This is a genomic window from Bradyrhizobium sp. KBS0727 (genome assembly GCF_005937885.2).
Lineage (GTDB): Bacteria > Pseudomonadota > Alphaproteobacteria > Rhizobiales > Xanthobacteraceae > Bradyrhizobium.
Map to the genome: position 1 here is coordinate 4,412,831 of NZ_CP042176.1, position 21,454 is coordinate 4,434,284.

Annotated in this window: 15 protein-coding genes and 1 tRNA gene; 3 read left to right on the forward strand and 13 right to left on the reverse strand. The window is 62.6% G+C overall.

Annotated elements, in window-relative coordinates; all coding sequences use genetic code 11:
* Positions 1 to 58: 58 nt before the first annotated feature.
* The 10 genes from FFI89_RS20630 to secE form a co-directional block, all read right to left on the reverse strand.
* Entirely contained in the window at positions 59 to 2,113 is a 2,055-nt protein-coding gene (locus tag FFI89_RS20630; RefSeq protein ID WP_138829500.1) for an FAD-dependent oxidoreductase, read from the reverse strand.
* Between the two features lie 185 nt (positions 2,114 to 2,298).
* A complete protein-coding gene (gene rpoC / locus FFI89_RS20635) occupies positions 2,299 to 6,498 on the reverse strand; it encodes a DNA-directed RNA polymerase subunit beta' (protein WP_138829501.1) in 4,200 nt (1,399 codons plus the stop codon).
* 152 nt (positions 6,499 to 6,650) lie between these two features.
* Positions 6,651 to 10,769, reverse strand: a complete 4,119-nt coding sequence (gene rpoB, locus FFI89_RS20640) for a DNA-directed RNA polymerase subunit beta (RefSeq protein ID WP_138829502.1) — start codon at positions 10,767 to 10,769, stop codon at positions 6,651 to 6,653.
* Positions 10,770 to 11,238: 469 nt separating this feature from the next.
* Positions 11,239 to 11,610, reverse strand: coding sequence for a 50S ribosomal protein L7/L12 (gene rplL / locus FFI89_RS20645; protein WP_138829503.1), 372 nt, complete (start codon positions 11,608 to 11,610; stop codon positions 11,239 to 11,241).
* A gap of 52 nt (positions 11,611 to 11,662) precedes the next feature.
* Positions 11,663 to 12,181 (reverse strand): 50S ribosomal protein L10, encoded by a 519-nt coding sequence (gene rplJ / locus FFI89_RS20650; RefSeq protein WP_138835506.1) that lies wholly within the window; start codon positions 12,179 to 12,181, stop codon positions 11,663 to 11,665.
* 588 nt (positions 12,182 to 12,769) lie between these two features.
* Entirely contained in the window at positions 12,770 to 13,723 is a 954-nt protein-coding gene (locus tag FFI89_RS20655; RefSeq protein WP_138829504.1) for a 2-hydroxyacid dehydrogenase, read from the reverse strand.
* A 118-nt stretch (positions 13,724 to 13,841) separates the two neighbouring features.
* Positions 13,842 to 14,534 (reverse strand): 50S ribosomal protein L1, encoded by a 693-nt coding sequence (gene rplA / locus FFI89_RS20660; RefSeq protein WP_138829505.1) that lies wholly within the window; start codon positions 14,532 to 14,534, stop codon positions 13,842 to 13,844.
* A gap of 6 nt (positions 14,535 to 14,540) precedes the next feature.
* Positions 14,541 to 14,969: a 50S ribosomal protein L11 gene (gene rplK / locus FFI89_RS20665; protein ID WP_007602986.1), complete on the reverse strand. Its 429-nt coding sequence runs from the start codon at positions 14,967 to 14,969 to the stop codon at positions 14,541 to 14,543.
* 156 nt (positions 14,970 to 15,125) lie between these two features.
* On the reverse strand, positions 15,126 to 15,656 hold the full coding sequence (gene nusG / locus FFI89_RS20670; protein ID WP_027536835.1) for a transcription termination/antitermination protein NusG: 531 nt from the start codon (positions 15,654 to 15,656) through the stop codon (positions 15,126 to 15,128).
* Between the two features lie 20 nt (positions 15,657 to 15,676).
* Entirely contained in the window at positions 15,677 to 15,868 is a 192-nt protein-coding gene (gene secE, locus FFI89_RS20675) for a preprotein translocase subunit SecE (RefSeq protein WP_138829506.1), read from the reverse strand.
* 938 nt (positions 15,869 to 16,806) lie between these two features.
* Here secE and FFI89_RS20685 point away from each other — a divergent pair.
* Positions 16,807 to 16,998, forward strand: a complete 192-nt coding sequence (locus tag FFI89_RS20685) for a hypothetical protein (RefSeq protein WP_138829507.1) — start codon at positions 16,807 to 16,809, stop codon at positions 16,996 to 16,998.
* 80 nt (positions 16,999 to 17,078) lie between these two features.
* On the opposite strand, the gene FFI89_RS20690 is transcribed toward FFI89_RS20685, so the two are convergent.
* Positions 17,079 to 17,154: transfer RNA gene (locus FFI89_RS20690), tRNA-Trp, on the reverse strand.
* A 161-nt stretch (positions 17,155 to 17,315) separates the two neighbouring features.
* On the opposite strand from FFI89_RS20690, the gene FFI89_RS20695 reads away from it, so the two are divergent.
* Positions 17,316 to 18,539 (forward strand): serine hydrolase, encoded by a 1,224-nt coding sequence (locus FFI89_RS20695; protein WP_138829508.1) that lies wholly within the window; start codon positions 17,316 to 17,318, stop codon positions 18,537 to 18,539.
* A gap of 181 nt (positions 18,540 to 18,720) precedes the next feature.
* Here the strand turns inward: FFI89_RS20695 and FFI89_RS20700 are convergent, their stop codons facing one another.
* Both FFI89_RS20700 and FFI89_RS20705 read right to left on the reverse strand, forming a co-directional pair.
* Positions 18,721 to 19,488 (reverse strand): SDR family NAD(P)-dependent oxidoreductase, encoded by a 768-nt coding sequence (locus FFI89_RS20700; protein ID WP_138829509.1) that lies wholly within the window; start codon positions 19,486 to 19,488, stop codon positions 18,721 to 18,723.
* 118 nt (positions 19,489 to 19,606) lie between these two features.
* Positions 19,607 to 20,329: a histidine phosphatase family protein gene (locus FFI89_RS20705; RefSeq protein ID WP_138829510.1), complete on the reverse strand. Its 723-nt coding sequence runs from the start codon at positions 20,327 to 20,329 to the stop codon at positions 19,607 to 19,609.
* 138 nt (positions 20,330 to 20,467) lie between these two features.
* Here FFI89_RS20705 and FFI89_RS20710 point away from each other — a divergent pair, with 138 nt between their 5' ends.
* Positions 20,468 to 21,253, forward strand: coding sequence for an SDR family NAD(P)-dependent oxidoreductase (locus FFI89_RS20710; RefSeq protein WP_138829511.1), 786 nt, complete (start codon positions 20,468 to 20,470; stop codon positions 21,251 to 21,253).
* The last annotated feature ends 201 nt before the right edge of the window (positions 21,254 to 21,454 follow it).

The window sequence follows — 21,454 nt, forward strand, 5'->3', positions numbered from 1 at the left end:
ATTCGGCAAAACAATTGGCAAGGCATTTGTAACGGCCAACCTGGCCGATGCCGGCCGGTCAATCGTCCGATTCCACCTTGTCAAAGAACGAGTAGCGCAGGCTGTCGGCGTCGGCGTACCACTGGCCCGGCCCCTTGTGAGCCGCCAGCGTCGCCGCCCACAGCGCATCGGTGCAATCGCGGCGATGCATCGAGAGGTCGAATCCGTTACTGAAGAACAATTCCGACCATTCCCACCAGGTGCCGAGCTTTTTTACCCCGCGCAGCAGGTCGTAACGGTCGATCAGGCCCGGCGCCATATCCGAGGTCACCGATCCGAACACGAGGCCCCTCTTCGCCACGCGGTTCAGTTCGCGGACCGCCTGCAGCACCTGCTTATCCGCGAGATGACACAGGCTGGTCTCGAACACGAAGTCGAATTCGCCGTTCTTGAACGGCATATCGACGATCGAGCCGAGCTTGTTGTACTTCTTCAGCGCGCTCGGCGTCCTGGCATGGATCGCGCGGTTGTTTTCGATACCCCAGGCATCGATCCCGCGTTCGCGCAGCGCGCCGACCAGTTCGCCGCTGGCGGAGCCTGCCACCAGCAGCCTGTAGCCCTTGGCCCTGTTCCAGACGATCTTGATCAGGTCCGTCAGGTAAGCCGGGTCGGTAAACTGGCTCCAGACTTCGCTGTAGGGTCCGACGCCGCGGTAATTCTCGAAATAGTTGCGGTCGATCTTGTCGGACAACGCCGTGTCCTGCTGCGCGCGTGCGCGGCGCAGCCGCATCGTCTCGGTGAGAACGATATCGGTAGCGGCGTCGGAGGAGTCGAGCAGTCCGTTCAGCGTGGAATCGAACAGGTAGTCGCCGACCACGACGATCCCCGGATGCTCTTTCGGCTCGGGACGGTGATTGGTCATGACGTCCCGCACCGGCATGCCGCCCGGCAGCGCGTTCACCGACGACAGCCAGCGGTGGATCTTGCCTTCCATGAAATGGTCGCGGGCATCGCCGAGTGAAGCCGGCAGCGACTTCAGCGCGGCGTCGATCAGTTCCTGATCGCTGAGATTGGCGAACGCCAGCGCGTCGGAGCCGGCGATCAGCCAGTTCAGGACGCCGTGCTTGCCGACGTCGTGACGCGCGCCCTCGTTGTAGACGCAGCAGCCGCCGAACGCCTCCGACATGAACCAGGCGCCGGGGATCTGCTCGCCCCAGAACGGTTCGTCAAACAGGATCGAGACCCGCAGGTAATGCGCCGGCCGGTCGAAATAGGCGACGTGCTTGACCATCGACTTGCGCAGCTCTTCGCCGTCCCAGCGCATGGTGGCGAGCCAGGAGTGCGGCAGGCACATCAGCACCAGGTCGAAGTCGCGCGTCTCCGGCCCCTTGCCGTTCATCATGTTGAGCTGATAGCGGCCGGCGGCGGTCTTGCCGACCTTGAGCACCCGGTGATTGAGCTGGATATCCGCGTCGACCTCGGAACGCAGGCCTTCGATCAGCTGCTCGTTGCCGTTCTGGATCGAGTACAGGCCAATATAGCCGTCGACGTCCATCACGAAGTTCTTCAGCGCGTTGAGCCCGTTGGTGTTGTGGCTCTCGGTCGCGATGTCCGAGCGCGCCATCACCTTGAAGAAACGCTTGGCCGTGGGATCGGTGACCTCCTTGTCGAGCACCTGCTCGGAGGTCAGGTAGGCCCAGGGATGCTCGTTGTCGTGGGCGCCGACGCCTTCATAATATTCGATCGGCGACACCATGTCGGCGCAGCGCTTGCGGAACGCCTCGATCGCGGCCGCGGTCTTCGCACCGTATTTGCGGCGCATGCCGGGGACGTCGTTGAGGAGTTCGCCGTCGAGGTGAACCTGCTCGGCGTCCATCGGGATCGTCTGCAGCCCGAAATGCTGAATCAGCTCGCGCAGCGGATCGGGACCGGTCATCGAGTAATCGTAGATCTCGGCGACGCCGGCCTCGTACATCGCCGGCGCCGAATCGAACTTGCGCGTCACGATCTTGCCGCCGACGCGGTCGGACGCCTCGTAGATCGTGATGCGGCAGAGGTCGCCGAGCTTCTTCTTCAGATACCAGGCGCTCATCAGCCCCCCGGGGCCGCCGCCAACGATTGCAAGGTCGAGCATATGTGTTCCGTAGGTGGTTCGGCCGCGCCGCGAAGCGCCCGGTCCAAGTCACCCCAGCAAAAGCGCTTTTCACTCTGAAGGGAAGATGAACAAAGCAGGTCCCTGCATCGCAGCAATAAAACAAAGCAGCAAAAAGGCCGGCTTTCGCCGGCCTTTTTCTTTCGTCGCACAGGTTCGACGAATGCCTATTCCGCAGGCGGCAGCGCCAGCGGCTCCGCTTCCGGAGCGGTCGGCACGATCGTCGCCTGCTTCTCGCGCTCGTCGAGAATCAGCTTGTCGCGCTTGACCGCGACTTCGCGGATCTTCGCCATCGAGGCACCGGTTCCCGCCGGGATCAGCCGGCCGACAATGACGTTCTCCTTGAGGCCTTCCAGCGGGTCCACCTTGCCGTTGACGGCGGCTTCGGTGAGCACGCGGGTGGTCTCCTGGAACGACGCCGCCGAGAAGAACGAGCGGGTCTGCAGGCTCGCCTTGGTGATGCCGAGCAGAACCGGCGTTCCCGTGGCGGGCTTCTTGCCCTCTTCCTTCGCCTTGGCGTTGATCTGGTCGAACTCGATCTTGTCGACCTGCTCGCCCGAGATCATGTCGGTGTCGCCCTGGTCGGTGACTTCGACCTTCTGCAGCATCTGACGGACAATCACCTCGATGTGCTTGTCGTTGATGAGCACGCCCTGCAACCGGTAAACTTCCTGGATTTCATTGACCAGATAGGCAGCGAGTTCCTCGATGCCCTTGATCGCCAGGATGTCGTGCGGCGCCGGATTGCCTTCGACGATGAAGTCGCCCTTTTCGACGATGTCGCCGTCCTGCAGATGGATGTGCTTGCCCTTCGGGATCAGGTACTCCCTGGTCTCCTCGGTCTTGTCCATCGGCTCGATCGAGATGCGGCGCTTGTTCTTGTAGTCGCGGCCGAAGCGGATGGTACCCGCGATTTCCGCGATGATCGCCGCGTCCTTTGGCTTGCGGGCCTCGAACAGTTCGGCAACGCGCGGCAGACCGCCGGTGATGTCGCGGGTCTTGGCGCTTTCGGTGGAAATACGCGCCAGGATGTCGCCGGACTTCACCTTCGCGCCGGTATCAACCGACAGGATGGCGTCGACCGACAGCATGTAGCGGGCATCGCCGCCACGGGCGAGCTTCAGCACCTTGCCATCCTTGCCCTTGATCACGATCGCGGGACGCAGGTCCGCACCACCGCGCGACGCGCGCCAGTCGATGACGACGCGCTTGGCGATACCGGTGGATTCGTCGAGCGTTTCCGAGATCGACTGCCCTTCCACCAGGTCCTCGAACCCGATGGTGCCTTCGACTTCGGTCAGCACCGGACGGCTGTACGGATCCCATTCCGCGATGCGCTGGCCGCGCTTGACCATATCGCCTTCGTCGACGTGCATGCGCGCGCCGTACTGAATGCGGTGGGTCGCACGCTCGGTGCCGTCGGCATCGCTGATCGCAACGACCATGTTGCGGACCATCGCAACCATATGGCCTTCGCTGTTCTTGGCGATGGCCTTGTTGCGGATGATCACCTTGCCGTCGAAGTTCGACTCGATGAACGACTGCTCGTTGATCTGCGCCGCACCACCGATGTGGAACGTACGCATCGTCAACTGCGTGCCGGGCTCACCGATCGACTGGGCGGCGATGACGCCGACCGCTTCACCGTGGTTGACCGGCGTGCCGCGGGCCAGATCGCGGCCGTAGCACTTGCCGCAGATGCCGTTGACGAGTTCGCAGGTCAGGGCCGAACGGATCTTCACTTCCTGGATGCCGGCCTGCTGGATGGCGTCGACATGCGTCTCTTCCATCAGCGTGCCGCGCTTGACCACGACCTTGTTTGTCACCGGATCGCGCAGATCCTCGCCCGCGGTGCGGCCGAGAATACGCGACGCCAGCGACGCAACGACCGTGCCGGCATCGATGATGGCGCGCATCTTGATGCCGAGCTTGGTGCCGCAATCGTCCTGCGTGATGATGCAGTCCTGCGCCACGTCGACCAGACGGCGGGTCAGGTAGCCCGAGTTCGCGGTCTTCAACGCGGTGTCCGCGAGGCCCTTGCGGGCGCCGTGGGTCGAGTTGAAGTATTCGAGCACCGACAGACCTTCCTTGAAGTTGGAAATGATCGGCGTTTCGATGATCTCACCCGACGGCTTGGCCATCAGGCCGCGCATGCCGGCGAGCTGACGCATCTGCGCCGGCGAACCGCGCGCACCGGAATGCGCCATCATGTAGATCGAGTTGATGTCGGCGTCGGCGCCCTTCGGCGTCTTCTTGGTCGAGGAGATTTCCTTCATCATCTCCTTGGCGATTTCTTCGGTCGCCTTCGACCAGGCGTCGACCACCTTGTTGTACTTCTCGCCATGGGTGATCAGGCCGTCGTTGTACTGCTGCTCGAAGTCCTTCGCCAGCGTACGGGTGGTTTCGACGATCTTCCACTTCGAGTGCGGCACGACCATGTCGTCCTTGCCGAACGAGATGCCGGCCTTGAACGCGTTGTAGAAGCCGAGCGCCATGATGCGGTCGCAGAAGATCACCGTCTCCTTCTGACCGCAGTGACGGTAGACCTGGTCGATTACGCCCGAGATTTCGCGCTTGGTCATCAGCTTGTTGATGATGTCGTACGAAATCTTCGGCGAGCTCGGGAGCAGGTTGCCGAGCATGACGCGGCCGGCGGTGGTCTCGATCCAGCGCCGCGAGACCTTGCCGGTCTCGTCCATTCCGTTCCACCGGTACTTGATCTTGGTGTGGAGGTGGATGACCTTCGAATGCAGGGCATGCTCGAGTTCGGCCATTTCGCCGAAGATCTTGCCCTCGCCGGGCAGGCCTTCGCGCATGATCGACACGTAGTAGAGACCGAGCACGATGTCCTGCGACGGCACGATGATCGGCTGGCCGTTCGCCGGATGCAGGATGTTGTTGGTCGACATCATCAGGACGCGCGCTTCCAACTGCGCTTCCAGCGACAGCGGAACGTGCACGGCCATCTGGTCGCCGTCGAAGTCGGCGTTGAACGCGGCGCAGACCAGCGGATGCAGCTGGATCGCCTTGCCCTCGATCAGCACCGGCTCGAACGCCTGGATGCCGAGGCGATGCAGCGTCGGCGCGCGGTTCAGCAGCACGGGATGCTCGCGGATCACCTCGTCGAGAATGTCCCAGACCTCGGGACGCTCTTTTTCAACGAGCTTCTTCGCCTGCTTCACCGTGGTCGACAGGCCCTTGGCGTCGAGCCGCGAATAGATGAACGGCTTGAACAGTTCGAGCGCCATCTTCTTCGGCAGGCCGCACTGATGCAGCCGCAGCTCGGGACCGACCACGATCACCGAACGGCCGGAATAGTCGACGCGCTTGCCGAGCAGGTTCTGCCGGAAGCGGCCCTGCTTGCCCTTGAGCATGTCGGCCAGCGACTTCAGCGGACGCTTGTTGGCGCCGGTGATGACGCGGCCGCGGCGGCCGTTGTCGAACAGTGCGTCGACGGCCTCCTGCAGCATGCGCTTTTCGTTGCGGATGATGATGTCGGGCGCGCGCAGCTCCATCAGCCGCTTCAGGCGGTTGTTGCGGTTGATGACGCGGCGATAGAGGTCGTTGAGGTCGGAGGTCGCAAAGCGGCCGCCGTCGAGCGGCACCAGCGGACGCAGGTCCGGCGGAATCACGGGCACCACGGTCAGGATCATCCACTCCGGCTTGTTGCCGGAATAGCGGAAGGCCTCGACGATCTTCAGGCGCTTGGCGAGCTTCTTGTGCTTGATGTCGGACTCGGTCTCGTGCATCTCGGCGCGCAGCGTCGCCTCGAGCTTTTCGAGCTCCAGTCCCTTCAGCAGTTCGCGGATCGCCTCGGCGCCGATCATGGCGGTGAAGCTGTCCTGGCCGTATTCGTCCTGCGCCTTCAGATACTCGTCTTCCGACAAGAGCTGACGGTCCTTGAGCGCGGTCAGACCCGGCTCCAGCACGACGTAATATTCAAAGTACAGGATCCGCTCGAGATCCTTCAGCGTCATGTCGAGCAGCAGGCCGATGCGGGACGGCAGCGACTTCAGGAACCAGATGTGCGCAACCGGCGCCGCCAGTTCGATATGGCCCATGCGCTCGCGCCGGACCCGCGACAGCGTCACTTCGACCGAGCACTTTTCGCAGATGATGCCCTTGTACTTCATCCGCTTGTACTTGCCGCACAGGCACTCGTAGTCCTTGATCGGCCCGAAGATGCGGGCGCAGAACAGGCCGTCGCGCTCCGGCTTGAAGGTGCGGTAGTTGATGGTCTCCGGCTTCTTGATCTCGCCGTAGGACCAGGACAGAATCTTTTCCGGGGACGCAATCGAGATCCGGATCTGGTCGAAGACCTGGGCCGGCGTCGTCGGATTGAAGAGATTCATAATTTCTTGGTTCATCGTCTTCTCCTCGCGTGCCGATCGTCACCGGCAGCAAATTCGAAATTCTTATGTCGCGCGCGCTTCTCTCAACGTCCGAGCGAAGCGCGAAATGCCCGGCACAAATTCGCGAAAGAATTCGCGGTTTGCGCCGGACATGAAATCCTCAAGCGTTACTCGGCAGCCTCTGACGTCGGGGTCGGGCCGACCTTGGAATTGTGCAGGTCGACGTTGAGGCCGAGCGAGCGCATTTCCTTGACCAGCACGTTGAACGATTCGGGGATACCCGCTTCGAACGTGTCGTCGCCGCGAACGATCGCCTCGTACACCTTGGTACGGCCGGCGACGTCGTCCGACTTCACGGTCAGCATTTCCTGCAGCGTGTAGGCCGCGCCGTAAGCTTCCAGCGCCCACACCTCCATTTCGCCGAAACGCTGTCCGCCGAACTGCGCCTTGCCGCCCAGCGGCTGCTGGGTAACGAGCGAGTACGGACCGATCGAACGCGCATGGATCTTGTCGTCGACCAGATGGTGCAGCTTCAGCATGTAGATGTAGCCCACCGTCACCTTGCGGTCGAAGGTGTCGCCGGTGCGGCCGTCAAAGACGGTCGACTGGCCGGAGGCGTCGAAGCCCGCGAGCTTCAGCATCTCCTCGATGTCGGCTTCCTTGGCGCCGTCGAACACCGGCGTCGCGATCGGCACGCCGTGGCTCAGGTTGCGGCCCAGCTCCATCAACTCGCTGTCGTTCATCGTCTTGATGGTTTCGTCGTCGCCGTAGATCTTCTTCAGGGTCTCGCGCAACGGCTTGAGATCCTGCCTCTGATAGTAGGCGTCGATGGTCTGGCCGATCTTCTTGCCCATGCCTGCGCAGGCCCAGCCAAGATGCGTCTCCAGAATCTGGCCGACGTTCATGCGCGAGGGCACGCCGAGCGGATTGAGCACGATGTCGGCATGGGTGCCGTCCTCGAGGAACGGCATGTCCTCGATCGGAACGATCTTGGACACCACGCCCTTGTTGCCGTGACGGCCGGCCATCTTGTCGCCGGGCTGGATCTTGCGCTTCACCGCGACGAAGACCTTGACCATCTTCATCACGCCGGGCGGCAGTTCGTCGCCACGCTGCAGCTTTTCGACCTTGTCGAGGAAGCGCTGTTCAAGGCCCTTCTTCGATTCGTCGTACTGCTTCCGCATCGCCTCGATTTCGGACATCAGCTTGTCGTTGGGGGATGCAAACATCCACCACTGCGACCGCGGATGCTCGTCGAGCACGGCGCGCGTGATCTTGGTGTCCTTCTTGAAGCCCTTGGGACCCGCGATGCCCTGGCGATTTTCCAGCAGCTCCGCGAGACGGCCGTAGACGTTGCGGTCGAGGATCGCCTGTTCGTCGTCGCGGTCCTTGGCCAGACGCTCGATCTCTTCCCGCTCGATCGCCAGCGCACGCTCGTCCTTGTCGACGCCGTGCCGGTTGAACACGCGCACTTCGACGATCGTGCCCTGCACGCCCGGGGGCACGCGGAGCGAGGTATCGCGGACGTCGGAAGCCTTTTCGCCGAAGATGGCGCGCAAGAGTTTTTCTTCCGGCGTCATCGGGCTTTCGCCCTTTGGCGTGATCTTGCCGACCAGGATGTCGCCGGCGCGGACTTCCGCGCCGATGTAGACGATGCCGGCTTCGTCGAGGTTCTTCAGCGCTTCTTCCGAAACGTTCGGAATGTCGCGGGTGATTTCCTCGGGCCCGAGCTTGGTATCGCGGGCCATCACCTCGAACTCCTCGATGTGGATCGAGGTGAAGACGTCGTCCTTCACGATCCGCTCCGAGAGCAGGATCGAGTCTTCGAAGTTGTAGCCATTCCACGGCATGAACGCGACCAGCACGTTGCGGCCGAGCGCGAGTTCGCCGAGATCGGTCGAGGGGCCGTCGGCGATGATGTCGCCCTTCTTGACGACGTCGCCGACCTTCACCAGCGGACGCTGGTTGATGCAGGTCGACTGGTTGGAACGCTGGTACTTCATCAGTCGGTAGATATCGACGCCCGACTTGGTGGGATCGAGATCCTCGGTGGCGCGGATGACGACGCGGGTGGCGTCGATCTGGTCGATCACGCCGGAACGGCGCGCCGCGATCGCGGCACCCGAGTCACGGGCAACTACGCCTTCCATGCCGGTGCCGACGAACGGCGCCTCGGCGCGAACCAGCGGCACCGCCTGGCGCTGCATGTTCGAGCCCATCAGCGCGCGGTTGGCGTCGTCGTTCTCGAGGAACGGGATCAGGGCTGCGGCGACCGAAACCAGCTGCTTCGGCGACACGTCCATGTAGTCGACCTTGTCCGGCGTGATCGGCAGCACTTCGCCGGCGTGACGGCAGACGATCAGGTCTTCGGTGAAACGGCCCTTGGCATCGAGCGGCACGTTGGCCTGCGCCACGCGATACCGGCCCTCTTCCATCGCCGAGAGGTACACGACCTCGTCGGTAACGCGGCCGTCCTTGACCTTGCGGTAGGGCGTTTCGACGAAGCCGTACTTGTTGACACGCGCGAACGTCGCCAGCGAGTTGATCAGGCCGATGTTCGGGCCTTCCGGCGTCTCGATCGGGCAGATACGGCCGTAATGCGTCGGATGCACGTCGCGCACCTCGAAGCCGGCGCGCTCGCGGGTCAGACCGCCCGGTCCAAGCGCCGAGAGACGGCGCTTGTGGGTGATCTCCGACAGCGGGTTGGTCTGGTCCATGAACTGCGACAGCTGCGACGAGCCGAAGAATTCGCGCACCGCGGCGGCCGCCGGCTTGGCGTTGATCAGGTCCTGCGGCATCACGGTGTCGATATCGACACTGGACATGCGCTCCTTGATCGCGCGCTCCATGCGCAAGAGGCCGATGCGGTACTGGTTTTCCATCAGTTCGCCGACCGAACGCACACGGCGGTTGCCGAGATGGTCGATGTCGTCGATCTCGCCCTTGCCGTCGCGCAGGTCAACCAGCGTCTTGATGACGGCCAGGATGTCTTCCTTGCGCAGCGTGCGATGGGTGTCGGGCGCGTCGAGTTCGAGGCGCATGTTCATCTTGACGCGGCCGACCGCGGACAGGTCGTAGCGCTCGCTGTCGAAGAACAGCGACTGGAACATGGTCTGGGCCGAGTCGATGGTCGGCGGCTCGCCGGGACGCATCACGCGGTAGATGTCGAACAGCGCGTCTTCACGCGTCATGTTCTTGTCGGCATGCAGCGTGTTGCGGATGTAGGCGCCGACATTGACGTGGTCGATGTCGAGCAGCGGCAATTCCTTGTAGCCCTGCTCGTTGAGCGCCTTCAGCGACTTCTCGGTGAGTTCTTCGCCGGCTTCGGCGTAGATTTCACCGGTCTTCGGATTGACGAGGTCCTCGGCCAGGTAGTTGCCGACCAACTCTTCGTCGGTCATGCGCAGCGCCTTGAGGCCCTTTTCCTGCATCTGACGCGCACCGCGCACGGTGAGCTTCTTGCCGGCCTCGAGCACGACCTTGCCGGTATCGGCGTCGATCAGGTCGTTGACGGTCGAATAGCCGCGGAAACGGTTGGCGTCGAACGGCACGCGCCAGCCATCCTTGCCGCGCTTGTAGTTGATCTTCTTGTAGAAGGTGGACAGGATCGTCTCGCCGTCGAGACCGAGCGCGTACATCAGCGAGGTCACGGGAATCTTGCGGCGGCGATCGATGCGCGCAAACACGATGTCCTTGGCGTCGAACTCGATGTCGAGCCAGGAACCGCGATACGGAATCACGCGCGCGGCAAATAGCAGCTTGCCGGACGAATGGGTCTTGCCCTTGTCGTGGTCGAAGAACACGCCGGGCGAACGGTGCATCTGCGAGACGATGACGCGCTCGGTGCCGTTGACGACGAAGGTGCCGTTCATGGTCATGAGCGGGATATCGCCCATGTAGACGTCCTGCTCCTTGATGTCCTTGACCGACTTGGCGCCGGTTTCCTCGTCGATATCGAACACGATCAGGCGCAGCGTCACCTTCAGCGGCGCAGCATAGGTCATGCCGCGCTGGCGGCACTCGTCGACGTCATACTTCGGCGGCTCGAATTCGTAGCGGACGAATTCCAGCATCGAGGTGCCGGAGAAATCCGAAATCGGGAACACCGAGCGGAACACCGCCTGCAGGCCCTCGTCCAGCCGCCCGCCGGGGGGTTCGTCAACCATCAGGAACTGATCGTAGGACGCCTTCTGAACCTCGATGAGGTTCGGCATCTCGGCGACTTCCTTGATGTGTCCGAAGAACTTGCGAATGCGTTTGCGACCGGTGAATGTCTGCTGCGCCATCGTGGCCTCTCATTTTCGCCGCCCTGTTGGGCGAACCATCCGAAGCGCGACTGCCGCCGCCCCCGGGTTGAATTTCGAATCGCTCAAAAGGAACAAAGCCCAATTTCAGGAATTAACTCCTGAATCCGTTCTCTAGACCTTCAAAACGCAAAACGACGCGCGGGGCGCATGCCTGCACCCGCCCGTCTCAAGTTGCCGCTTCACGGACTGAAAAAGCCCGAAATTTGACTGTCTCCCAACGGCTTACGCCAAGGACCCTGCCGTCCCCACCGCCTACCGCGTTTTCCTGCTGCCGCCCCGATATGGGGCGGTAATCGTGGAGATTCGAGGGGCTAACCCCGCGAATCCCCACACTTTTTTGTGTACGCTGTGCTCCGGGTTACCCCAGCGCACCGACTTTGGACAGATCCCCGGGCCGCGCGCGGCCTAGGCCTCGCTTGTCCGGGGACGGAATTGAAGCAAGCTTCGCTTACTTCAGTTCCACCTTGGCGCCAGCCTTTTCGAGCTGGGCCTTGAGCTTCTCGGCTTCGTCCTTGTTCACGCCTTCCTTGACAGCCTTGGGCGCGCCTTCGACGAGGTCCTTGGCTTCCTTGAGGCCCAGGCCGGTGATGGCGCGGACTTCCTTGATGACTTCGATCTTCTTGTCGCCGGCCGCAGCCAGCATGACCGTGAACTCGGTCTTTTCTTCAGCGGGAGCAGCGGCAGCAGCAGCCGGACCGGCTACCGCAACGGCGGCGGCGGCGGACACGCCCCACTTTTCTTCGAGGAGCTTTGCGAGCTCGGCAGCTTCGAGCACGGTGAGGCTCGAGAGGTCGTCGACGATTTTCTGTAAGTCAGCCATTGATCTGTTTCCTTAAACGTATTGGTTCGAACCAGGTTTGATTTGCGAAGGGTCAGGCCGCTTCGCTCTTTGAGGCATAGGCCTGAACGACGCGCGCGAGCTTGGCCGCGGGCGCTGTCGTGAGCTGAGCGATCTTGGTCGCCGGCGCCACCAGGAGGCCGACAATCTTTGCGCGCAGTTCATCGAGTGACGGCAGCGAGGCGAGCGCCTTCACACCGTTCACATCCAGGACGGTTTTACCCATCGAGCCGCCGAGAATGACGAACTGTTCGTTCGTCTTGGCGAATTCGACGGCAACCTTCGGCGCCGCTACCGGATCGTCAGAAGTGGCGATCACGGTCGGTCCCTTCAGCAGGGAACCGATGGCAACGACATCCGTGCCTTCAAGAGCAATTTTGGCGAGACGGTTCTTCGAGACCTTAACCGACGCGCCCGCCTGCTTCATCTGCATGCGCAGCTTCTGCATTTGGACCACGGTGAGGCCGGAATAGTGGGCGACGACTGCGACGCTCGTGGCCTTGAAGACCCCGTTCAGCGCCTCAACCGCGTCCTTTTTTGCCGCTCTTTCCACAGCAAGCTCTCTCCGGTTGGCGGCCCTCGCTACGTGAGCGAGACCGCCGGGTTGCACCCATCGTCTCACCCAAAACCTGACCTCTGGACACAGTCCACGGGACACGTCGGGCAAGACGACATTTGAAAAGCCTGCCCTCCCGAACCAGATGGCGCGGGGTGTCGAGGTTCGAACCAAATCAACGCAGACGCCGCCGAAAGCGACGCAAAGCGAAATTCGATCTTCACCCGTCTATGCAGGCCATACGATTAAGCCGTTGAAAAACTTTCGTTTCGCGCGGGCGCCTGCAGTCTTGGACAGGATCGAGACCATTCGGCAAGCCGAAGGTCCCTGCTCTCATTCCACCGGGACGACGGATCCCCTTCCTTTCGAGCAATCCAAGCGGATGTCTTGAAAGGAATGATCTCCTACCGTATCGGGTTTTCGGAATGCGAGCACAGACGTGCCAGCAACGGCCAGCACGCCCGGAAGCCGTTATCTAACGATTCTTGCCCGGCTTGCCAAGTCTTATCCGGCCTGACGAGCAAAATTCACACCAAACGGCCAAACGGTACCTGCGTACTTCAAATTTCCGGCTGAAATCACCCGTCAGGCGCCCCTCACCTCATATGGAAGCGCCTTGCCGGCGAAATACGCCTCGAGGTTTGCGATCACGCAGTTCTGCATCGCCACGTGCGATTCCAGCGTGTGGCCGCCGATATGCGGGCTCAGCACCACATTCGGCAGCGCGGTCAGCGCGTCCGGCGCATGCGGTTCCCTGGCGTAGACATCAAGGCCGGCGCCGGCGATGGCCTGGTCGGTCAACGCCGCAATCAGCGCCGGCTCATCGATGACCGAGCCGCGCGAGATATTGACGACGAAACCATCCTTGCCGAGCTTCTTCAGGATCCCGGCATCGACGGCGTGGTTGGTGTCGGAGCCGGCGCGAACCGCGATCATCAGCACGCTGCACCATTCGGCCAGCGCCTCCAGGCTCGGAAAATACTGGTACGGCACGTCGTGCCGGCTGCGGCTGAAATAGCCCACTTCGGTCTCGAAGGCGGCGACCCGCGCGGCGATCTTGCGGCCGATCTCCCCCATGCCGTAGACGCCGACCTTGCGGCCGAGCATGCCGGCCTGCGGCCGCATCATCGGCGAAGGCTTGGCGCCGGCCCAGCTCCCGTCACGGACATAACTGTCGGCAACCAGCAAACGCCGCGTGGTCGCCAGCATCAGAGTGACGGCGATGTCGGCGACCGACGCCGCGTTCGCCCCCGGGCTGTGGCCCACCGCAATCCCGCGTTTTGCCGCCGCCGACAGATCGACGCCGTCATAGCCGGTGCCGTAGCAGACGATGGCCCCGAGTTTCGGCATCAGGTCCATCGCGTCAGCGCCGAACGGCGTTCCGCCCGCGGTGAGGACCGCGCGAATGCCGGACAGTTGCTCGGCGGAGAACACGTCATTCGGCCGCTTGCCCGCGGTATCCAGAAGTTCGAAGCGTTCGCCGAACCGCACCATCTGGGCTTTGGGGAAACGCGAATAGATCAGCACCTTGTCGGGCATTGTTGTTCTTTCTTCCTAAGTCCGGCACCGCGACGATTACGCAAGGCACCGGCAAACGCAAAGGGCGGAACCGGTTTCCCGATTCCGCCCTCTCTATTTTATGCGTAGCGCAAGAGCGTTAGCCGAGGATCGTACCCGGCTCGACCTTGACGCCCGGGCCCATGGTGGAGGAGACCGCCACGCGCTGGATGTAGGTGCCCTTGGAACCGGCCGGCTTCGCCTTGGAGACCGCATCCGCGAGCGCCTTGACGTTCTGGACCAGCTTCTCTTCCGAGAACGAGGCCTTGCCGATACCGGCCTGCACGATGCCAGCCTTCTCGACGCGGAACTCGACCGAACCGCCCTTGGCGCCCTTCACGGCGGTGGCGACGTCCATCGTCACGGTGCCGATCTTCGGGTTCGGCATCATGCCGCGCGGGCCGAGCACCTTACCGAGGCGGCCGACCAGCGGCATCATGTCGGGGGTTGCGATACAACGATCGAAGTCGATCGCACCGCCCTGCACCTTCTCGACCAGGTCTTCGGCGCCGACGACGTCAGCGCCTGCAGCCCTGGCTTCGTCGGCCTTGGCGCCACGGGCGAACACGCCGACGCGCAGCGTGCGGCCGGTGCCGTTCGGCAGATTGACGACGCCACGAACCATCTGGTCGGCGTGACGCGGGTCGACGCCGAGATTGATCGCGATCTCGATCGTCTCGTCGAACTTCGACTTGGCGCGTTCCTTGACCATCTTGATGGCCTCCGCGAGCGGATAGAGGTGCTCGCGGTCGACGCCCTCGCGGGCCTTGCTCAAACGTTTTCCGATTGCCATGACCCGTTACCCCGCCACTTCCAGACCCATCGAACGGGCAGAGCCCTCGACCATCTTCATGGCCGACTCGATGGAATCGCAATTGAGATCCTTCATCTTCTTCTCGGCGATCTCGCGCACCTGCGCCTTGGTCACCGCGCCGGCCTTGTCGCGGCCCGGCGCTTTCGAACCGGACTGGATCTTGGCGGCCTGCTTGAGGAAGAACGACATCGGGGGGGTCTTCATCTCGAAGGTGAACGAACGATCGGCGTAGATCGTGATCACCACCGGAATCGGGGTGTTCTTCTCTTCCTTCTGCGTCTGGGCGTTGAACGCCTTGCAGAATTCCATGATGTTGAGACCGCGCTGACCAAGCGCGGGACCGATCGGGGGCGAAGGATTCGCCGCACCGGCCGGCACCTGCAATTTCAGGTATCCGGTCACTTTCTTTGCCATTTAATCACTCCTGTTGTGCCGGCCGGGGCCGGCGGTTTCAGGTTTCGTGGTTCGGTTCAAGAGCAGTTGGCAACCGCCCTCTTCCTCCCACGTCCTAGTTTACGCAGAGACGTACTCCGCGCTTTCGATACGCGAAGACGCGCTTCGCGCATTCGATCAGACCTTCTCGACCTGACCGAATTCCAGTTCGACGGGGGTGGCACGGCCGAAGATCGACACCGCGACCTTCACGCGCGAACGCGCCTCGTCAATTTCCTCAACCACGCCGGAGAACGACGCGAACGGGCCATCGGCCACGCGGACGTTCTCGCCGATTTCGAACGACACCGACGCCTTCGGACGCTCGACGCCTTCCTGCACCTGGTGCAGGATCCGCATCGCTTCGGCTTCCGAGATCGGCATCGGCTTGTTTTCGGCGCCGAGGAAGCCGGTCACCTTCGGGGTGTTCTTGATGAGATGAAACGCCTCGTCGGTCAGTTTCATCTTCACTAGCACGTAGCCCGGGAAGAACTTGCGCTCGGCATCGATCTTGCGACCGCGGCGCACCTCGGTGACCTTCTCGGTCGGCACCAGCACCTGCTCGAACAGCTCCTCGAGCCCGCGCTGCTTGGCCTGCTCGCGGATCGATTCCGAGACCTTCTTTTCGAAGTTCGAATAGGCGTGAACGATATACCAGCGCTTGTCCATGGTTTGGGTTCCGGTGCTCATCAGTGGACGCCCAGCAGCAAGGTGACGACATAACGAATGATCTGATCCGAGGCGAAGAAGAAGATCGAAGCCAGCGCCACCATCACGAACACCATGATCGTGGTGATCGTGGTCTCGCGGCGCGTCGGCCAGGTGACCTTGGCGGTCTCCGAGCGTACTTCCTGCAGGAATTTGAACGGGCTGAAAGCCATCGTTTGGTAATCCGCGTCCCAACGAGACGATGTTTGATTTAAGTGAATCCGAACAGCCCTCTAGCGCCCAGCCCTCTCTCGAAGGATGAGCCGCAAAGCGGGCTCGATTGTTCGGGGGAATTCAAAGCCGCGCCGGATATCCGTAGAACGGGCCGGCAGCAGGTGGCGGGTATCTACTGCCAGTCGGGCAAAAGGTCAAGGTCCCGGGGCGTCGCATCGCATCGCGGGCCCAAAGGATATCAACGCCTTAGAGCGGAAGCCGACCCCAGAACTGTCGGCGGCGGCTTCGGGGCACGCGACGCCGGAAGAATCCAAACGGTTGCAGCCTAATTTGGAGGCAACCGTCCACTCCTTTTGCGGTTTCCATCGCGGTCGAACTGCCAACTTGTTGACGCAGATTTATCGCCTGATCCGGCCGGGGATCCCGCAACGGAGCAGGAAATCATAATGCCGTCGTTTCGAACTCGCTGCAGACTGGCTGCGGCTACATTTTTCCTCGTGATCCCGACGGCCTCTTTCGCTCAGGAAGATCGGGGAACTCCCGAACAGCGTGAAGCCTGCACGCCGGACGCGATGCGGCTCTGCGGCGCCTATCTGCTCGATCCAAGGAGCGTGGAGGCCTGCCTTCGGGCCAGCGGGCCGCGGTTGAGCCCGCCCTGTTACGATGTCTTCTTTCCGCCGCAGCAAGCCGCGGCCCCACCATTGCCGAGGGGCTCGCGCAAACGCGTTCCACCGCCGCCACCACAGGACGACGAGGACTAGGACATCACGCGCGCCGGTCCCGATGCGAACCCGATTGGTTAATGCCGGGTAACGCGGTGGTTCAAATCCGAACGAGCGCGCATGGGCGTTCTTAAAAATTTGCGGGCAGATTATGCGCTCCGACGAAGGCGCGACGCGCGTCTTTGCTCAAGATATTGACGGGACATGAGACGACCATGGCGCTCAGCCAAGCCCAACCTGCTCAGGAAGCATCTCCGGCCGATACCGTCTGGACCGTTCTCGACGCGGCCAACGACCTCGGCGACACCCTCACGGTCGATGCGTGCCGGCGGGTGATCGATGCGAATCTGCGTGGCCAGGAGGCCGCGGCATCCGACATGGCCGTTGTTGCGGCGTTCTTCAGCTAATGTCGTAACAGCGCCAAGGATCGGGTTACGAAATCGGGCCAAGCCTTTGATTAACCCGTTGATTAGCCCTTGGATTTAGCTGGCAGGGGCGGCAGGGCTCGAACCTGCGACAACCGGTTTTGGAGACCGGTACTCTACCAACTGAGCTACACCCCTACAGTGAACCGTAATCTATCGCCGGTTCGCGCCGTTTCAAGCATAGGCCATGCCCCGATTGCAAGGGTGAAGCGCTGACCCCGCGTCCAGAACCCTATCCAAGTCACGGCTTCTGCGCCAAACTTCCTCCCTCATAAGCAAGAAGAGCAACGGGAGAGACCATGAACGCGCAGACCGCCGCCCGGCCAACATCCGCCCCGCAGACCCCCTCCCTGCCCCACGCCAAGCCGGAAACGCTCGGGCTCTCGGCCACGCGCCTGCAGCGGATGTCGGACGCCTTCAAGCGCGAGGTCGACAAGGGAACCCTGCCCGGCGCGACGGTCATGGTGGCGCGGCGCGGCCAGATCGGCTGGTTCGATGCGATCGGCCGGCAGAATCCGGCGACCTCGGCGCCGATGGCGCATCACAGCCTGTTCCGCATCTTCTCGATGACCAAGCCGATCGTCTCGATCGGCATCATGATGCTGGTCGAGGACGGCCACTTCATCCTGGGCGACCCCGTCGCCAAGTTCATTCCGGAATTCGCCGACCAGAAGGTCGGCGTCGAGAACAACGGCAAGCTCGACCTCGTGCCGGTGAAGCGGCAGATGACGGTCCAGGACCTGCTGCGGCACACCTCGGGTCTCACTTACGACCACACCGGCAACGGCCTGGTCCAGCAACTCTACCAGCAGTCGCGGCTGCGCAGCCGCAAGATCAGCAATACCGAGCACGCCACCATGATCGCCGGCATGCCGCTGGTCTGCCAACCCGGCGAGGCCTGGAACTACAGCCGCTCCACCGATGTGCTCGGCCGCATCATCGAGGTCGTCTCCGGCAAATCGCTCAGCGCATTCCTGACCGAGCGCATCCTGGCGCCGTTGCAGATGGCCGAGACCGCGTTCCACACGCCTGAAGCCAACGCCGGCCGCCTCGCCGAACCGTTCCCGACCGATCCCTGGACCGGCGAGAAGGTGCAGCTCTTCAACATGCTTGAGAAGCCGGTAATGGAATCCGGCGGCGGCGGGCTGGTCTCGACCACGATGGACTATGCGCGCTTCAGCCAGATGCTGCTCAACGGCGGCTCGCTCGACGGTATCAGGATCGTCGGCCGCAAGACGCTGGAACTGATGGCGTCGAACCATCTCGGCCCCCACGTCAAGGTCGACTCGCCGTTGATGCCGGCCGGTCACGGCTTCGGCCTCGGCTTCGCCGTTCGTACCGACGAAGGCATGGCGCCGTTCTCCGGCTCGCGCGGTCAGTTCTTCTGGAGCGGGATGGCCGGAACGTTCTTCTTCATCGATCCCGCCGAACAGCTGTTTTGCGTGTTCATGATGCAGGGCCCCGGCCAACGCGAGTACCTCCGCGCGGTGCTGCGGGACCTGGTGTATGCGGCGGTGGAGTGACGCATTGATGCGGGCGTAGCGCCCCCACCAAGACTGTCATGCCCCGCGAAGGCGGGGCATCCAGTACGCCGTGACTTCAATCGCTAAGGCGACGCTGGTGATTACTGGATCACCCGCCCCAGTGCGCAATTGCGCACAAGGCGGGTGATGACACCTTGAAGTCGCCGCTGCCTAGCGCCCCTCAGCTAATCGTCGCCCCACCATCGATCACGATGGTCTGGCCGGTCATGAAGTCGCCGGCCTTCGATCCCATCAACACCGCCGCACCCGCGATCTCGTCGGGAACGCCGATGCGGAGCAGCGGCGAACGCGCCGTCGACGCCTTCAGGGTATCCGGATTGTCCCACAGCGCCTTGGCGAAATCGGTCTTGATCAGGCCCGGCGCGATGCAGTTCACGCGGATATTGTGCTTGCCGTATTCGCAAGCGAGGTTGCGCGCGAGCTGCATGTCAGCCGCCTTCGAAATCGCGTAGGCGCCGAGCACGGTCGAGCCCTTGAGGCCTCCGATCGAGGACACGATCACGATCGAGCCGTCCTTGCGCTCGATCATGTCAGGCACGACCATGCTGATGAGCCAGTTGTTGGCAACGATGTTGTTGTCGAGAATCTTGCGGAACTGATCGTCCGAAATGCCGCCGAGCGGTCCGTAGTAAGGATTGGACGCCGCATTGCAGACCAGCACGTCGATCTTGCCGAAGGCACGCTTGGATTCGTTGACGAGGTTTTGCAGGTTTTCCTTGCTGGAAATATTGGCCGCGATCGCGACCGCCGTTCCCTTGCCGAACTTGTCGTTGATCTCCTTGGCGACCTGATCGCAGACGTCCTGCTTGCGCGAGGAGATCACGACCTTGGCGCCGTGCTCGGCCATCCGCTCGGCGATGGCGCGGCCGATGCCGCGGGTCGAGCCGGTGATGACGGCAACTTTTCCCGACATATCGAACAAGGTCATGTCTCTCTCCCAGATGTTGATCCAGCTCAGCGCCGGTTTTGGTTTTTAGCTTCTTAAATGAGCAGGCTTTGCGAGCTAAGCAGCCTTTGCGGCCTTCGACAACCGCAGCCCGCCGAACTCAGGCGAGCTTGGTCGGCGCGATCTCCGGTCCCGCCGGCTGGTGCATGGCGTTGTGCGAGGCGTCCGCGATCCATGGCTGCTGGTTGACCATCGGCAGCCGCCAGCCATCGTGGCCGGCGCTCGCGATATGATCGAGCCGCGTCACCGAACAATTATCGATGTCGAACACGAGACCCTTTTCAGGCTGACCGCCGAGCGCAAGACCGACCGCGGCCTTGATCGTTCCGCCATGCGCAACGACGATGACGTCCCTGCCCGCCTGCTCGGCATTGATGCGGTCGATCGCGCCGCAGGTGCGGTTATAGAGATCCATGAAACTCTCGCCGCCGGGTGCGGCTTCGTCGATCGCGGCAAACCAGTGGCTGCCGGCCGGGCGGCTCGCCAGGAACGCGGCGCGGTTCATGCCCTGCCACTCGCCGAGATGCTGCTCGGCGAAGTCTTTCACCTGCGGCATCTCGGACGGCTTGGGGAAACCCGCGGCCCAGATCGCGTCGGCGGTTTGATGCGTGCGCTTCAGCGTGCTTGCATACCAGACCGCATTGCGCGGCAGGATCTTGCCGACCGCGTCGAACACCACGCGATCGCTGGTGTCGCAACCGAGATCCTTCTGGCCGTAGATGCAGCCGTTGTCCTCGCGGACCGGCGCATGGCGGACCCACCACCATCGCGTCGTGACCACCCCTGATTTCGGAGCCGCAACTGATTTGTCGGTATTGGACATCGCCAAGGCCCTTCAATAGTGTTCGCTGTCGCTGTACGTCAGAGCACGCACCGTCTCAAGTGACTTCATCGTTTGAAATCTTGTTTGAATTCCGCATGGCGGAAGCTCCGACAATCATGAACTGACAGGGAGAGATTCATGGGCCGCCTCGAAGGCAAATCCGTCATCATCACCGGCGCTGGAAGCGGCATCGGGCGCGCGGCCTCGGTATTGTTCGCCAAGGAAGGCGCCAGGCTCGTTATCGTCGATCGCGCCGAAGGCGTGAAGGAAACCGCCAAGCTGGTCGGCGATGCCGGCGGCACCGTCGAGGCCGTGATGGCGGATGCGGGTTCGGAAGCCGACGTGAAGGCCTTCATCGACAAGGCGGTGTCGAAATACGGCAGGCTCGATGCGATCTGGGCCAATGCCGGCGTCTCCGGCGGGCTGGTGCCGATCCCCGAACAGACCGTCGAGCACTGGCAGGAAGTGCTGCGCATCAACCTGATCGGACCGTTCCTCGCGATCAAGCATTCGATGCCGCACATGATCAAGCAGAAGTCCGGCTCGATCGTCTGCACCGCTTCCGTCGCGGGCCTCAAGGCCGGCGCCAGCGGACACCCCTACGGCGCCAGCAAGGCCGGCGTCATCAGCCTGGTGCAGACCACCGCCTATTCGCTGTCCGGCACCGGCGTGCGCATCAACGCGGTGTGCCCGGGCCTGATCGAGACCGGCATGACCAAGCCGGTGTTCGACCGCGCCAAGGAACGCGGCACGCAGGACAAGATCGGTCAGCTCAATCCGCTGAAGCGGCCCGGCCAGCCGCATGAACTCGCGGCGATGGGCCTGTTCCTGGCGAGCGACGACGCCTCCTACGTCAACGGCCAGGCGATCCCTGTCGACGGCGGCCTCACCGCCTCGATGCCGTATGCGGGGAAGCCGATCTGATCGGTCAGGAGCCGTCATTGCGAGCGAAGCGAAGCAATCCATCGCGCCACAACAAGAAAGAATGGATTGCCGCGTCGCTTCGCTCCTCGCAATGACGGAGGAAAGAGCGAAGCTCCAAACTCCCGTCATACCCCGCGCATGCGGGGTATCCAGTACGCTGCGGCTTATCGGTTCAATCATTGACGTCTCTGGAATACTGGA

Bases quoted from the DNA above. Each gene is read 5' to 3' on its own strand.
- FFI89_RS20630 (WP_138829500.1), bottom strand. From the start codon at position 2,113: ATGCTCGACCTTGCAATCGTTGGCGGCGGCCCCGGGGGGCTGATGAGC.
- rpoC (WP_138829501.1), bottom strand. From the start codon at position 6,498: ATGAACCAAGAAATTATGAATCTCTTCAATCCGACGACGCCGGCCCAG.
- rpoB (WP_138829502.1), bottom strand. From the start codon at position 10,769: ATGGCGCAGCAGACATTCACCGGTCGCAAACGCATTCGCAAGTTCTTC.
- rplL (WP_138829503.1), bottom strand. From the start codon at position 11,610: ATGGCTGACTTACAGAAAATCGTCGACGACCTCTCGAGCCTCACCGTG.
- FFI89_RS20655 (WP_138829504.1), bottom strand. From the start codon at position 13,723: ATGCCCGACAAGGTGCTGATCTATTCGCGTTTCCCCAAAGCCCAGATG.
- rplA (WP_138829505.1), bottom strand. From the start codon at position 14,534: ATGGCAATCGGAAAACGTTTGAGCAAGGCCCGCGAGGGCGTCGACCGC.
- rplK (WP_007602986.1), bottom strand. From the start codon at position 14,969: ATGGCAAAGAAAGTGACCGGATACCTGAAATTGCAGGTGCCGGCCGGT.
- nusG (WP_027536835.1), bottom strand. From the start codon at position 15,656: ATGGACAAGCGCTGGTATATCGTTCACGCCTATTCGAACTTCGAAAAG.
- secE (WP_138829506.1), bottom strand. From the start codon at position 15,868: ATGGCTTTCAGCCCGTTCAAATTCCTGCAGGAAGTACGCTCGGAGACC.
- FFI89_RS20685 (WP_138829507.1), top strand. From the start codon at position 16,807: ATGGCGCTCAGCCAAGCCCAACCTGCTCAGGAAGCATCTCCGGCCGAT.
- FFI89_RS20695 (WP_138829508.1), top strand. From the start codon at position 17,316: ATGAACGCGCAGACCGCCGCCCGGCCAACATCCGCCCCGCAGACCCCC.
- FFI89_RS20700 (WP_138829509.1), bottom strand. From the start codon at position 19,488: ATGACCTTGTTCGATATGTCGGGAAAAGTTGCCGTCATCACCGGCTCG.
- FFI89_RS20705 (WP_138829510.1), bottom strand. From the start codon at position 20,329: ATGTCCAATACCGACAAATCAGTTGCGGCTCCGAAATCAGGGGTGGTC.
- FFI89_RS20710 (WP_138829511.1), top strand. From the start codon at position 20,468: ATGGGCCGCCTCGAAGGCAAATCCGTCATCATCACCGGCGCTGGAAGC.